General features: G+C 71.5%; 15 protein-coding genes. 3 read left to right on the plus strand and 12 right to left on the minus strand.

Going from position 1 to position 12789, the window contains the following annotated elements; translation table 11 throughout:
* Positions 1–411 precede the first annotated feature (411 nt).
* Positions 412–1239 carry an SURF1 family protein gene (locus IE330_RS22550; RefSeq protein ID WP_190137912.1) on the plus strand — a complete coding sequence of 276 codons (828 nt, stop codon included), beginning with the start codon at positions 412–414 and terminating at the stop codon, positions 1237–1239.
* Positions 1240–1344: 105 nt separating this feature from the next.
* On the opposite strand, the gene IE330_RS39135 is transcribed toward IE330_RS22550, so the two are convergent.
* From IE330_RS39135 to IE330_RS39895, 6 genes are all read right to left on the minus strand, one after another.
* Positions 1345–2964: a collagen-like domain-containing protein gene (locus tag IE330_RS39135; RefSeq protein ID WP_229925837.1), complete on the minus strand. Its 1620-nt coding sequence runs from the start codon at positions 2962–2964 to the stop codon at positions 1345–1347.
* Positions 2961–3536, minus strand: coding sequence for a SigE family RNA polymerase sigma factor (locus tag IE330_RS22560; protein ID WP_190137938.1), 576 nt, complete (start codon positions 3534–3536; stop codon positions 2961–2963). The genes IE330_RS39135 and IE330_RS22560 overlap by 4 nt, the downstream gene beginning before the upstream one ends.
* Before the next feature lie 422 nt (positions 3537–3958).
* Positions 3959–5032 carry an aspartate-semialdehyde dehydrogenase gene (locus IE330_RS22565; protein ID WP_190137913.1) on the minus strand — a complete coding sequence of 358 codons (1074 nt, stop codon included), beginning with the start codon at positions 5030–5032 and terminating at the stop codon, positions 3959–3961.
* Positions 5029–6300: an aspartate kinase gene (locus IE330_RS22570; RefSeq protein WP_190137914.1), complete on the minus strand. Its 1272-nt coding sequence runs from the start codon at positions 6298–6300 to the stop codon at positions 5029–5031. The genes IE330_RS22565 and IE330_RS22570 overlap by 4 nt, the downstream gene beginning before the upstream one ends.
* 233 nt (positions 6301–6533) lie before the next feature.
* Entirely contained in the window at positions 6534–6662 is a 129-nt protein-coding gene (locus IE330_RS39715) for a hypothetical protein (RefSeq protein ID WP_268257320.1), read from the minus strand.
* A 72-nt stretch (positions 6663–6734) separates the two neighbouring features.
* A complete protein-coding gene (locus tag IE330_RS39895; protein WP_308439033.1) occupies positions 6735–7049 on the minus strand; it encodes a hypothetical protein in 315 nt (104 codons plus the stop codon).
* 795 nt (positions 7050–7844) lie between these two features.
* Between IE330_RS39895 and IE330_RS22580 the strand changes: the two genes are divergently transcribed.
* A complete protein-coding gene (locus IE330_RS22580; protein ID WP_229925839.1) occupies positions 7845–8465 on the plus strand; it encodes a hypothetical protein in 621 nt (206 codons plus the stop codon).
* Here IE330_RS22580 and IE330_RS22585 read toward each other — a convergent pair.
* From IE330_RS22585 to IE330_RS22600, 4 genes are read right to left on the minus strand one after another with little or no spacing between them, the layout of a single operon-like run.
* Positions 8449–9315 carry a GNAT family N-acetyltransferase gene (locus tag IE330_RS22585; protein WP_190137915.1) on the minus strand — a complete coding sequence of 289 codons (867 nt, stop codon included), beginning with the start codon at positions 9313–9315 and terminating at the stop codon, positions 8449–8451. The two genes, IE330_RS22580 and IE330_RS22585, sit on opposite strands and share 17 nt — an antisense overlap.
* 60 nt (positions 9316–9375) lie before the next feature.
* A complete protein-coding gene (locus tag IE330_RS22590; RefSeq protein WP_229925840.1) occupies positions 9376–9747 on the minus strand; it encodes a DUF397 domain-containing protein in 372 nt (123 codons plus the stop codon).
* Between the two features lie 44 nt (positions 9748–9791).
* On the minus strand, positions 9792–10040 hold the full coding sequence (locus IE330_RS22595; RefSeq protein WP_190137917.1) for a DUF397 domain-containing protein: 249 nt from the start codon (positions 10038–10040) through the stop codon (positions 9792–9794).
* Positions 10030–10842: a helix-turn-helix domain-containing protein gene (locus IE330_RS22600; protein ID WP_308439034.1), complete on the minus strand. Its 813-nt coding sequence runs from the start codon at positions 10840–10842 to the stop codon at positions 10030–10032. The genes IE330_RS22595 and IE330_RS22600 overlap by 11 nt, the downstream gene beginning before the upstream one ends.
* 78 nt (positions 10843–10920) lie before the next feature.
* Between IE330_RS22600 and IE330_RS22605 the strand changes: the two genes are divergently transcribed.
* The gene (locus tag IE330_RS22605) at positions 10921–11373 is read left to right on the plus strand and encodes a hypothetical protein (RefSeq protein WP_190137918.1); all 453 of its coding nucleotides are present in this window, start codon (positions 10921–10923) and stop codon (positions 11371–11373) included.
* On the opposite strand, the gene IE330_RS22610 is transcribed toward IE330_RS22605, so the two are convergent.
* Together IE330_RS22610 and recR are read right to left on the minus strand one after the other, a co-directional pair.
* On the minus strand, positions 11324–12046 hold the full coding sequence (locus tag IE330_RS22610; RefSeq protein ID WP_190137919.1) for a DUF5063 domain-containing protein: 723 nt from the start codon (positions 12044–12046) through the stop codon (positions 11324–11326). The two genes, IE330_RS22605 and IE330_RS22610, sit on opposite strands and share 50 nt — an antisense overlap.
* The gene (recR, locus tag IE330_RS22615) at positions 12039–12638 is read right to left on the minus strand and encodes a recombination mediator RecR (protein WP_030682774.1); all 600 of its coding nucleotides are present in this window, start codon (positions 12636–12638) and stop codon (positions 12039–12041) included. The genes IE330_RS22610 and recR overlap by 8 nt, the downstream gene beginning before the upstream one ends.
* Between the last annotated feature and the right edge of the window lie 151 nt (positions 12639–12789).

Genomic DNA, 12789 nt, shown 5'->3' on the forward strand with positions numbered 1-12789 from the left:
CTCGACTCGCCGTCGTCGCCCGCCCGTCCGCCAGTCGACGACGGCGGACAATCTCAGCCCGTCCGGCGTTTGAGGACAAGGCCGCCAGGCCGATGAAGGGTCAGCCGACCACGGCGGGACGCGGGCACTTCCAGCCCGTCCGACGTTTGAGGACGAGGCCGGAGGCCGATAAAGGGTCAGCCGACGGCGGTGGGACGCGGGCACTCTCAGCCCGTCCGGCGTTTGAGGACGAGGCCGCCAGGCCGATGGAGGGGCAGCCGACCGCGGCGGGACGCGGGCACTCTCAGCCTGTCCGGCGTTTGAGGACGAGGCCGCCAGGCCGATGGAGGGGCGGGTGGGCGGGAGGAGAGAGGGGGCCGGGGCCGAGCCCCGGGGGCAGGGGGCCGGGCGGGGCACCGTACCGTGGAGGGCGTGTACCGGTTCCTCCTCACCCCCCGCTGGTGGGGGATCAACGTCTTCGTCGCGCTGGCGATCCCCGTCTGCCTCTTCATGGGCTCCTGGCAACTCAGCCGCTTCGAGGACCGCGTGCAGGACCACGAGGACGCGAAGCGGCAGGCCACCGTCGACACCAGCGGAAAGGCGCGCCCCCTGGACGCGCTGCTGCCGGTCGACCGGGAGACCTCCGGCGAGCGGGCGTCGGCCACGGGCCGCTACGGCAAGCAACTCCTCGTCCCGGACCGCACCTTGGACGGCGAGCGCGGCTACTACGTCCTCACCCTGCTGCACACCACCGGCGGCAAGTCGCTGCCCGTGGTCCGCGGCTGGCTGCCGGGCGACGCCGACGCGCGGCGGGCGCCCGCGCCGCCGCGGGGCGAGGTCACGGTGACCGGCGCGCTCCAGGCCTCGGAGAGCCCCAGCTCGGACGGCGTACGGACGGCGGGCGGCCTGCCCTCCGGCCAGGTCGGCATGATCAGCGCGGCGTCGCTGGTGAACCTGGTCCCGGACGACGTGTACAACGCGTGGGTGACGCTGGAGCGGGGCACGGACGGCCTCAAGCCGGTTCCGGCGGCCGCGCCGGAGGACTCGGGCCTGGACATGAAGGCGTTCCAGAACCTGGGCTACACGGGTGAGTGGTTCGTGTTCGCGGGGTTCGTGGTGTTCATGTGGTTCCGGTTGTTCCGCCGCGAGCGGGAGGCCGCCCGCGACGCGGAGCTGGGCCTGATGCAGGCCGAGGCCGAGGACGCGCAGTCTCCCCTGAGCCCCCAGAGCCCCCAGACCCCCAAGGCCTCCGCGACCTGAGCACCCCGCGCGGCAGCGCCACCGCACCGCAGCCACCGCGCCGCAGCGCGACCGCACCGCAGCGCCACCGCACCGCAGCGCCACCGCACCGCAGCGCGACCGCGTCTACTGCGCGGGGAGCACCCCCGTCTTGTACACCGTCCCGGAGCAGGCGTTCGGGACCGTCGCGGCCGCCGAAGGGGCGCCCGGCTCCGCCGTGAGGGAGAGCGCGACGCTGCCGTCCTTGGTGCCGTCCTCGGGGACGAGCTGCGTGGTCACGCCGCCCTCACCGCCCGCGCCCTCCGTGCCGGTGCCGCCGGTGCCGCCGCCTTCGGACGGGGACGGGTTCGGCGAGGGCTCGCCGCCGTCGGAGGGGCACGCCGCCGAGGGCACCCAGGCGAAGCGCACCTCGTACGCGGCGCCGGGCTTCAGGACCAGTGAGGTGGCTTCCTGGGCGGGGTCGGGCAGGCCGGTCGCGGCGTCGCCCGCGGTGTGGTCGACGACATTCACGGCGGCGGGGTCGGTCGCGCCCTGGGCGGTGGCGGCGACGGCGCCCGGGCTCGTCACGGTGCAGCTACTGCCGGAGACGTTGGCGATCCGGAAGGTGCCGTAGACCTTGCCGTCGGCGTCGGCGGGCGTGACGGAGCCGGAGGCGTCGCCGAGCTGGGCGGCGTCGCAGGCCGGGGAGCTGGCGGCGTCGGTGTCCTGGTCGCCCGGCTCGGTGCCGCCGCCGGTGGCGCCGCCCCTGCCGGTCTCGCCCTTGCCCTTGCCGCCCTTCTCCTTGCCCTTGCTGCCCTTCTCCTTGCCGTCCTTCTTGTCCTTCTTGTCCTTCTCGTCGGGCTTGGTGTCCTTGCCGGGGCGCTCGGCGGCCTTGCTGGCCTCACCGCTGCCGCCCTGGCTCTCCTGGCTCTTGCCCGCGCCCGCGATGGACGGCCGCGCGTCGGAGTCGCCCGCGGAGCGGGTGACGTGCACGAGGGCGGGCACGGCGGTGACCGCGAAGAGGACGACGGCGGCGGCACCGGCCAGCGCCTGGCGCTTCCGGGCCCGGCGCGCGGGCACCGCGTGCCGCAGCTTGTCCAGGGCGGAGTCGGCCGGCTCGATGTCCTGGACGGCGGAGCGCAGCAGCCGCCGCAGCGCCAGCTCGTCGTCGGCGAGACCCGCCGGTTCGCCCAGGTCGTCGGCGCCACCGGGGCCGGGCCCCGCACTCCGGTTCGCGCCGCCGTCGAGGGCGGTCAGCCGCCCGAGCCCGCGCAGCCGCTCCGTGAGGTCACCGTCCAGCCCGACCGTCTCGACCGACTCAACCGACTCGACCGACTCGACCGTCCCGTTCTGCCCGACCGGCCCGTCCGGCTCGTCCTGTCCGACCGGCCCGACCTTCCGGCCCGCCCCGTCCGACCGATCCGGCCCCTTCGACCAACGCGGCCCGTCCGCCCGGCCGGACCCCTTCGGCCCGTCCGCCCGGCCAGACCCCTTCGGCCCGTCCGCCCGGTCCGGCGGCCCCTCCAGCCCGTCGGGTCCGTCGTCCTGCCCGCCCTGCCCGTGCTTCACCGTGTCGTTCCCAGCGTCGTGCTCACCGCGCTCACCGCGCGCGGCTCCGTGCTCGCCGTGCTCGCCCTGCTCATCCCGCGCGCCGCGCCCGGCCCGGTCCGCCCCCTGCGCACGCCCGGCGCGGTCGTCACCGTGCTCGCGCTCGGCCGCCTCGCGCTCCGCGCGCGCGTCGCGTTCCCTGTCGCCCGTTCCGCTCATGCCGGGGCCTCCATGGCGACCCGCAGGGCGGCGATGCCGCGCGAGCCGTACGCCTTGACCGAGCCGAGCGATATGCCGAGCGTCTCGGCGACCTGGGCCTCGGTCATGTCGGCGAAGTACCGCAGGACGAGGACCTCGCGCTGGCGGCGCTGGAGGCCGCGCATGGCCTTGATCAGCTCGTCGCGCTCCAACTGGTCGTACGCGCCCTCCTCGGCGCTCGCCATGTCGGGCATCGGCTTGGTCAGGAGCTTCAGGCCGAGGATGCGGCGGCGCAGCGCGGACCGGGAGAGGTTCACGACGGTCTGGCGGAGGTACGCGAGGGTCTTCTCGGGGTCGCGGACGCGCTTGCGCGCGGAGTGCACGCGGATGAACGCCTCCTGTACGACGTCCTCGCACGAGGCGGTGTCGTCGAGGAGCAGGGCAGCGAGGCCGAGCAGCGAACGGTAGTGCGCGCGGTAGGTCTCGGTGAGGTGGTCGACGGTGGTGCCCGCGGTCACGGCCAACTCATCGCCCTCGCGCTGCGTCGGGATGCGGGCGGGCCGCGTCGCGGGCATGGGGGCGATCACCGGCATGCCGCCGGGTACGCGAGGCCGGCGGGACGGGCGCAGTGCCGCCGTGCCGCTCGCGGTGAATTCGAGTACCTCTGCCACGCCTGTTGGACACGCTTCCCCCCATCAGGGTTGTACGCGTCAGGCGTGGCGTTCGGCATCGCGTGCGCGGCGTGCCTCACATGCGCCGCTTTCCGCGGCGCGTCGATAGCCCCCATGCGTACCAGCTCTTCCCCTAAGCCCCATATGTCTGCCGCAGCGTTCCGGGCCGCCCGGCGGAGGGCGACGGCGAAGACGCGAGCGCCGCCCTCGCGGTTGCGACGGGCGGAAGCCGAATCTTCGAACGCGCGGACGCCCCAGTTCAAGCGGTCTGGACCATCAGATAGGACACAGAACTTACACAGTTCCTACAGGGCGCTCCGCTTCGGGGAGCCTTATGGACGGCCTTACGGGGGGTTGGTTCCGTTGCCCGGGAACTCGCCCGCCACCAACTCGGCGATCTGCACCGTGTTGAGGGCCGCGCCCTTGCGCAAATTGTCGCCGCACACGAAGAGTTCGAGTGCGGCGGGGTCGTCCAGGGCGCGCCGGAGCCGTCCGACCCAGGTGGGGTCGGTGCCGACGGCGTCGGCCGGGGTGGGGAACTCCCCGGCGGCGGGGTCGTCGAAGAGGACGACGCCGGGGGCGGTGGCGAGGATCTCGCGGGCGCGGTCGACGGTCACCTCGCCCTCGAAGCGCGCGTGGACGGTGAGCGAGTGGGTGGTGACGACGGGGACGCGGACGCAGGTGGCCGCGACCTTCAGGTCCGGCAGGCCGAGGATCTTGCGCGACTCGTCGCGGATCTTCATCTCCTCCGAGGACCAGCCGTCCTCGCGGACGGCGCCGACCCAGGGCACGACGTTGAGCGCGACGGGCTCCGGGAAGGGCCCGGTGTCGTCGCCGACGGCGCGGCGCAGGTCACCCGGCCCGGTGCCGAGTTCGCTGCCCGCGACGAGCTGGATCTGCCGGCGCAGGGTGGCGACGCCGTCCCGCCCGGCCCCGCTGACCGCCTGGTACGAGGAGACCACCAGCTCCCGCAGGCCGAACTCCGCGTGCAGCGCCCCGAGCGCGACGATCATCGAGAGCGTCGTGCAGTTGGGGTTGGCGACGATGCCGCGCGGCCGCAGCCGGGCCGCGTGCGGGTTCACCTCCGGTACGACGAGGGGGACGTCGGGGTCCATCCGGAAGGCGGCGGAGTTGTCGACCACGACGACCCCGCGCGAGGCGGCCACGGGCGACCACTGCGCCGCGACCTCGTCCGGCAGGTCGAACATGGCGACGTCGACGCCGTCGAAGACGTCCTCGTCCAGCGCGAGGACCTCGACCTCCTCCCCGCGCACGGCCAGCTTGCGGCCGGCCGAGCGCGGGGAGGCGACGAGTCTGATCTCGCCCCAGATGTCGGCGTGCTGCGACAGGATCTGGAGCATCACCGAGCCGACGGCCCCGGTCGCCCCGACGACCGCGAGCGTCGGCTTGCGGTTCATCGCCCGGTGCCTCCATAGACCACGGCTTCGTCCGAGTCGGAGTCGAGACCGAAGGCGGTGTGCACGGCGCGCACGGCCTCGTTGACGTCCTCGGCGCGGGTCACGACCGAGATGCGGATCTCGGAGGTCGAGATCAGCTCGATGTTCACCCCGGCGTCGGTGAGCGCCTCGAAGAACGTGGCGGTGACGCCCGGGTTCGTCTTCATACCGGCGCCGACCAGGGAGATCTTCGCGATCTGGTCGTCGTAGCGCAGCGAGTCGAAGCCGACGCGCTCCTTCGTCTTCTCCAGGGCGTCGATGGCCTTGCGGCCCTCGGACTTGGGCAGGGTGAAGGAGATGTCGGTCAGGCCCGTGGACGCGGCCGACACGTTCTGGACGATCATGTCCAGGTTGATCTCGGCGTCGGCGACGGCGCGGAAGATCGCGGCGGCCTCGCCCGGCTTGTCGGGTACGCCCACGACCGTCACCTTGGCCTCGGACGTGTCGTGCGCGACACCAGAGATGATCGCCTGCTCCACCTTGCGGTCCCCTTGCGGTTCGTTGCTGACCCAGGTGCCCTGCAGTCCGCTGAAGGACGAGCGCACGTGGATCGGGATGTTGTAGCGACGCGCGTACTCCACACAGCGGTGGAGCAGCACCTTGGACCCGGAGCTGGCCAGCTCCAGCATGTCCCCGAAGCTGATCCAGTCGATCTTCCGGGCCTTCTTCACCACGCGCGGGTCGGCGGTGAACACGCCGTCCACGTCGGTGTAAATCTCGCACACCTCGGCGTCGAGGGCCGCGGCGAGGGCGACGGCGGTGGTGTCGGAGCCACCGCGCCCGAGGGTCGTGATGTCCTTCTTGTCCTGGCTGACACCCTGGAAGCCCGCGACGATGGCGATGTTGCCCTCGTCGAGCGCGGTCCGGATGCGGCCCGGCGTGACATCGATGATCCGCGCCTTGTTGTGGACCGAGTCGGTGATGACACCGGCCTGGCTGCCGGTGAACGACTGGGCCTCGTGGCCCAGGTTTTTGATCGCCATGGCCAGCAGGGCCATGGAGATCCGCTCTCCGGCGGTCAGCAGCATGTCGAATTCACGCCCGGCAGGGATCGGCGACACCTGCCCGGCAAGATCGATCAACTCATCCGTCGTGTCACCCATCGCCGACACCACGACGACCACCTGGTGGCCGTTCTTCTTGGCGTCGACGATGCGCTTGGCGACCCGCTTGATGCCTTCGGCATCGGCAACGGAGGAGCCTCCGTACTTCTGCACGACAAGGCCCACGTGCGCTCCTCGCTCAGTGAAGTTTCTTCCCGCGCTCCGGCGGTCAGCTCAGTCTAACGAGCGGCCGAATCCGCCCCCGGCAGTATCAGATCGTGAGATATCCCGCTCACAAAGTGATCAACTTCGGGGGCCGTCCGTCCTCCGGCCGCTCCGGGGACACCCCTGCCCGCAGGCGCTGCCGACCACTCCGGAAAGTGGGACGGGTCACACGGCCGGACCCCGGCGCCCGGGCCTCAGTCCGCGTACTCCTTCAGCTTCGCCGTGTCCAGGGTGATGCCGACGGGCTCGGGCAGCTCCACGGTCTCGCCGAACGACCGCCGGATGACGCTGCGGTACGTACCGTCCTTCGGATGGGCGTGCACCACCGGCTCGTCGGTCTCCCGGTCGGCGAGCAGACAGACGGGGATGCCGGTGGCGGCGTAGGCGCCCGGTGCTCATCCGCGCTCCTTGGGCGCGTACCCCGACGCGCGGCGGATCTCGTCGACGTACCGGGTCACGTCCACGACCGGGGCGGGAGCCTGCCGGCGCGGGACGGCCAGGAAGGTGTCCGGGACCACGCCCGGGACGACGTGCGGCGCCCCGTCCTCGCTGTCCGCCAGACACTCCGCGCGGCAGTCGGCGCACAGCCCGTTCACCAGCTCCGTGGTGGTCTCGGGCTCCTCGCAGAGCCCGCACACGAACACCGCGCGCGTGACGCGGGCGCGCCGCCGGGTCTTGGCCGGGGCCTTGGGCAGCTTCTTGGGGGGCATCTTGGTCTCCAATCGGGTACGGGTGAGGCCGCCCGGGTTCGTGACGGCCTCCGGCAGGCCGGCGGTCAGGGCCTGGGTGATGTCGGCCGGGGTCGCGCCGCGCGCCAGCCACTCCGCGGCCAGCGGCTCCAGCGCGCGGCAGTCCCGCTCGGACAGCGCGAGCCGCCGGTCCGCCGCGCGCAGCCCCGCGAGGGCCTGGCGGGCCGCACCGCCCTCCGGCTCGGGCTGCGGTCCTTGACCCAGCGCAGGTGCCCCGCCCCGGTCAGGCGCCCCATCGACGTACGCACGGCCTGCTGGCCGTACCGGGGGTGCTCGGCGGCGATGACCTTGTGCCCCATGGCCGCCCCGACGGGGAGGTGGTCGATGAAGGCCGCGATCTCCGCGTCGCGCTGGGGCAGGTGTGCGAAGTCGGCTTCGGTGTGCGGGGGTTCGTCACTCGCGTGACGCTTCCCGTAACCCGTTTTGGCCATCGGGTGGGACGGGGACGGCAGGACAGCATTAAGCTGGGCGTAAGCCACGTTCGAACCTCTTCTTCGATACGTAGGACTAGGCCTCGGCACTGGTGTTGGTGACACCGGCCGGGGCCGCTTCATTGCCGCGAACCTAGAGCGGTTTTACGTTCCGAAGCAAGCTGACTACGAAACGTCACCCTCGTGGGTGACGTAGGGCCAATTCCCGTAGTGGCTTGGTGGGTTGGGTTCAGGACTTAACCGAACCAACCCATGGAAGAAGCTCGGATCCCGGGGCTCGAGCCCCGGGCCGAACAGCACAGATGCCCCGTCAAGGAAGGCCCTGTTGACCCCGCACTCCCTCGCGTTCCACGTGGACGTGATCACGACCGGTACGGTGCTCGGCGCCAAGCCGACGGACAGCCCCGACCAGGTCACGGCAGTCCTGGGCTCCGACTTCGCGGAGAACTCCTTCGACGACCACAGCATGTGGCGCGACTACGGAATGGTCGAGTTCTTCTGGGGCCGGGAATCGCCCGACCACCCGTGGGAGGGCCACCACTTCACCCTGCACGTGCATCGGCTCTCGTACGGGGGCGGTGGCCTGGTGAACAGGGCGATACGCGAGCGGTACGGCCGCTTCGGCCGCCACCTCCGCTTCGACAAACTGGAGCGGCTGCTGATGCGGCGCGGTGTGCCCATGGAGCACGTCCCGGACGCCAACGCCCCGGCCTACACCCTGCACTGGCAGCCCGCTTCCGAGGTGTCCGTCATGGCGTTCCGGGCCCACGCGGACGGGGAACGTCGGCGCGGCGGCGAGCGTATCGGTGATGTGTACACCGTCTCTTCGTCGAGGAGTGCCGAGCACGTGGCGTCAGCTCGGTCACGCCCTCCCTTGCGCCGGTCGACGCAGTGCTCGGCCACTGGCCGATGCCGTCGCCCGCTGTTTCTCATGCGGCTCGGCTGATGTCCAGGCGTTCGGACGACGGCTCGTATCCGGCCGCCCTGTAGGTGGCGACGGCGGCAGCGTTGGAGCTGGGGGTGCTGACGAGTGCGCTCGACGCGCCCAGTTCACGCAGCGCCGCCGCGGCGGCGACGCTGATCGCCGTCCCGTAGCCGCGTCCGCGATGGTCGGCGTGCACGCCCACCGGCTCCAGCAGGCCGGGCCTGCCGGGCCCGGCCGACCAGACCGTCGCCGCGGCCACCGCGTTGTCCTCGTCGTCGTAGCCGATCAGGCAGCGGGCGTCGGCGTAGACCGGCCCGGCCGCGAGGACGTGCCAGACCTCCTCGGTGAACTTCGGGCTGCCGAACGCCGAGCGGTGCACCGCGGTCCGCACCCCCGCCGTCTCCGGACCGGCCACCTCGATCCGCAGGCCGGAGTCCCGCACCGGCTCGGAGAGGTCACGGCGCAGCGGCGTCCACGGCTCGTCCTCGTTCCAGCCCGCCGCCAAGAGGACCTCGCGGAGCAGGGCGCCGTCGGGGATCTCGACGCCGACCTTCCCCGGCGGCAGGACCCCCCGCCCCGGATCATCGAGGTCCGCCAGCAGCCGGCGCGCCAGATCACCGTCCTGTCGCAGGTCCGGCGCGGTTGTCAGGCGCAGCACGTCCGGGCCGTCCAGGTATCCGACGGCGATGATCCGTCCGTCCACGCTCCAGGTACGGACGGCTGCCGCCAGCCTCTCCGCGCCGAGCGCCCAGGCCCAGCCGAGGTCTCCCGGATGGAGTTGCAACGGCGTGCGGTCGTCCTGCCATACGCGGAGGGCCTCCACGACCCCGATCAACCCGTCGACACCAGGCTCGTTCAGAGCGATCGTCATGACCTGGATCACACACCATCATGGCGACCGGCCGCACCTGGTTTTACCGCCCGCCTGTGCTCAAGCCTCGGGCCGAACGGTGGAGACGAAGGCGCTCCAGGCGGTGCCTGAGACGAACAGCCGGGGTCCGGCGGGGCACTTCGAGTCGCGTATGTGGATGCCGGTGAGCTCTTGGTGGGCTACCTCGACACAACTGGCGCCCTCGGCGTCGCTGTACGTGGACTTGCGCCAGGCCGGGGCTACTTCAACGCAGTTGCCTCCCTCGGAATCGCTGTACGCGGACTTGCGCCATTTCGCAGCGGCTTCGAGACAGTTGCCGCCCGAGTCATCGCTGTACGTGGACTTACGCCAGTCCCAGGACATCTCGACGCAAGCACCGCCTTCCGAGTTGCTGTAGGTGGACTCGTGCCACTTCAACTCCGTGCTCTGCACCCGCATGCCATCCGCTCGACGAATCCGGCGCGGCCGCAAACGGCTCAAGCCCCGGGTAGCACTGCGGAGACGAAAGCGCTCCAGGCGGGCCCGGAGACGAACAGCCGGGGCCCGGCGGGGCACTTCGAGTCGCGTATGTGGATGCCGGTGGGGTCGTGGTGGGCTACCTCCACGCAGTTGGCGCCCTCGTCGTCGCTGTACGTGGACTTGCGCCAGTCCAAGGCCACCTCGATGCACGAGGCTCCTTCGTCGTCGCTGTAGCTGGACTTGTACCACTGCAAGTCATCGCTCACAGTCATTCACCATCCGCTCGATGAAGGAGGCCGACTCGCCCGGGCCGAGGGCCACTGCTCGGATCATGCTAAGGCGCTCGCCGTGCACACTGACGAGCTTCGGGTCAGAAGACAGTTGGCTGACCTGCTGACCGTCGGAGAGCGCGAAACGCTCGTGGTCGCTGGTCTCCAGCAACACCATCGGCCCGCTGAGCGCGGCCGGGACAGCGCGCTCGTAGGGCAGCACTTGGATCACCACGTTGTTGCGCTGCCCGCTGTCCAAGAGGTGGACAAGTTGCTCCTTGTCCACCTGTGGGCCACGCAGAACCGCTTCGTACAACATGAAGCTGCACGCAACCGGTGGCCTTCGCGTCAGGACTTCCTGCCTCGCCGTGCGCGCAGCGACGCGTTCCTCCACGGTCTCCTCCTCCGGCGGCGGAGTGGAGTTGCCGAACAACGCCCGCATGTACGCCTCCGTCTGCAACAGCCCGGGGACTAGTGCGACTTCGTACCACCACAAGCTGATGGCCTGCTGCTCGTACAGCATGAAGTCCTGCGCTCGCGCGGGGAACGGCTCTCGCTTCACGTAGTCCTTGGCCGCGCTCAGCAAGCCGTCCGCGTGGCACAGCTCGTCCGCCGTGTCGAGGGCGCGGGCCGTGGGCATGCGTACTCCCTGCTCCATGGCCTTGATGGTGTCGGGGGAGTAGTTCGACGCGGCGCCCAGTTCCTCGCGGGTCACGTTCGCCTTCGTGCGCCAGCGCTTCATCTGGTTGCCGCTGTACCGCCAGGTACCGGGCGACGAGGAGTTGTACTGGACCGGCACAGTGTCCACCTCCGATGGCTACAGCCTTGCGCGTCACCCCGCGGTCACTACCGAGCGTAGCCCCGGAGGCACCAGGGTGTGACCATGACGAACGCAATTCACTGGCCCGAGTGGGTCCCCGTGGTGGGGCATCAACTCCGGCTGTCGGGCGTGCACTTCGACGCGCTGCGGATTCAGGGCGTACGAGGGGAGCGGGTCGCGGCGCGGCTCATCGAGGAGACGGACGGCGACGCGGGGCCGGTGGTCTGCGAGGCCGTGGGGTTCCGGTGGATGTACTTCCTCGTGGCGCCGGGCGCGGCCGCGGCGCACGAGTGGCCGCTCGGGGTGCAGCGGTTCGGCGCGGCCCGGCGCCGGACGGCGGCGTACATCGGGGTGCCGGCGCTGGACGGCGAGACCTGGCCGCTGCGGTGGTACAGCGAGCCCACGCCGACCGCGCCCCACGTGGACGCGGCGCGGCTGCGGGCGGCGCTGCTCGGAACCGCTACTGAACCGGGCGCAGGCCGAGAGGGCCCGCGATCTCCTCGGCCATGACGCGGCCGGCGGCCTCTTCCAGGGTCTCGTCGGTGAGGTCCTGGTCGGTGTCCAGGCCGTCGAGGTCCTCCAGGGGCTGGTTCAGCCGGACGTGGGCGACCAGCGACTGGAGGGCACGCAGGGCGGCGGACGCCGTGGAGCCCCAGTTGGAGAAGTAGGAGAACTGCCACCACCACAGGGCCTCGGTGGTGCGGCCCTCGCGGTAGTGGGCCAGGCCGTGGCGCAGGTCCGTGACGACGTCGGCGAGGTCGTCGGAGATGCGGCAGGCGACCGGGGCCTTGCGGGGCTCGTAGGGGTCGAAGACCTCGGAGTAGACGTCGATCGGGTCGAGCAGGACGGCCAGGCGCTCGCGCAGCTCGTCCACGTCGCCCTCGGGCCCGAGGTCGGGCTCGTAGCGCTCGTCGGGGACGATGTCCTCGTGGGCCCCGAGACGGCCGCCCGCGAGGAGGAGCTGGGAGACCTCCAGGAGCAGGAAGGGCACCGCCGAGTCCGGCTCGGCGCCCCGCGCGACCTCCGTGACGGCCACGATGAAGCTCTCGACCTGGTCGGAGATCTGCACCGCGAAGTCGTCCGGGTCCTGCGACGCGGCGTGCACCAGCGTCTTGGGCTCGGGCCCGGCGCCCCCGGCGGAGGTCGGCGACGACGTCGGCTTCGGCTCAGGTGACTTAGACATCTAGGAGTCGTCTCCCCTCGAAAGCGCGGCCCAGGGTGACCTCGTCCGCGTATTCCAGATCTCCCCCGACAGGGAGTCCGCTGGCCAGGCGGGTGACCTTCAGGCCCATCGGCTTGATCATGCGCGCCAGGTACGTCGCCGTCGCCTCGCCCTCCAGGTTCGGGTCCGTGGCGAGGATCAGCTCGGTGACCGTGCCGTCGGCGAGGCGCGCCAGCAGCTCCCGTATGCGCAGGTCGTCGGGGCCGACGCCCTCGATGGGGCTGATCGCCCCGCCGAGCACGTGGTACCGGCCCCGGAACTCGCGGGTCCGCTCGATCGCCACGACGTCCTTGGGCTCCTCGACCACACAGATGACCGAGGGGTCGCGGCGGGCGTCACGGCAGATGTTGCACAGCTCCTCCTGCGCCACGTTGCCGCACGTCGCGCAGAAGCGGACCTTCTCCTTCACCTCCAGCAGGGCGTGCGCGAGACGGCGCACGTCCGTCGGCTCCGCCTGGAGGATGTGGAAGGCGATCCGCTGCGCGCTCTTGGGACCGACCCCGGGCAGCCTGCCCAGCTCGTCGATGAGGTCCTGGACCACGCCTTCGTACAACGGACTGCCTTTCCGCGGGTTCTCGCCGGGGTCCCGGGCTTCCGGGGGCCGGTGTCCCGGTCCGCCGGGGTTCCAGTCTCCTGGTGATCCGGTCCGCCGGGGTCAGTGTTCGGGGGTCGGGGGGCTGTGACACGTACCGTAGTTGGCCGTC

The organism is Streptomyces longispororuber (genome assembly GCF_014656095.1).
Classification (GTDB): Bacteria; Actinomycetota; Actinomycetes; order Streptomycetales; family Streptomycetaceae; genus Streptomyces; species Streptomyces longispororuber.

What these genes read in the sequence shown, in the direction of transcription:
- IE330_RS39135 (WP_229925837.1), bottom strand. Translation starts at nt 2,964, where the DNA reads ATGAGCGGAACGGGCGACAGGGAACGCGACGCGCGCGCGGAGCGCGAG.
- IE330_RS22560 (WP_190137938.1), bottom strand. Translation starts at nt 3,536, where the DNA reads ATGCCGGTGATCGCCCCCATGCCCGCGACGCGGCCCGCCCGCATCCCG.
- IE330_RS22565 (WP_190137913.1), bottom strand. Translation starts at nt 5,032, where the DNA reads ATGAACCGCAAGCCGACGCTCGCGGTCGTCGGGGCGACCGGGGCCGTC.
- IE330_RS39895 (WP_308439033.1), bottom strand. Translation starts at nt 7,049, where the DNA reads ATGCCCCCCAAGAAGCTGCCCAAGGCCCCGGCCAAGACCCGGCGGCGC.
- IE330_RS22585 (WP_190137915.1), bottom strand. Translation starts at nt 9,315, where the DNA reads ATGACGATCGCTCTGAACGAGCCTGGTGTCGACGGGTTGATCGGGGTC.
- IE330_RS22610 (WP_190137919.1), bottom strand. Translation starts at nt 12,046, where the DNA reads ATGTCTAAGTCACCTGAGCCGAAGCCGACGTCGTCGCCGACCTCCGCC.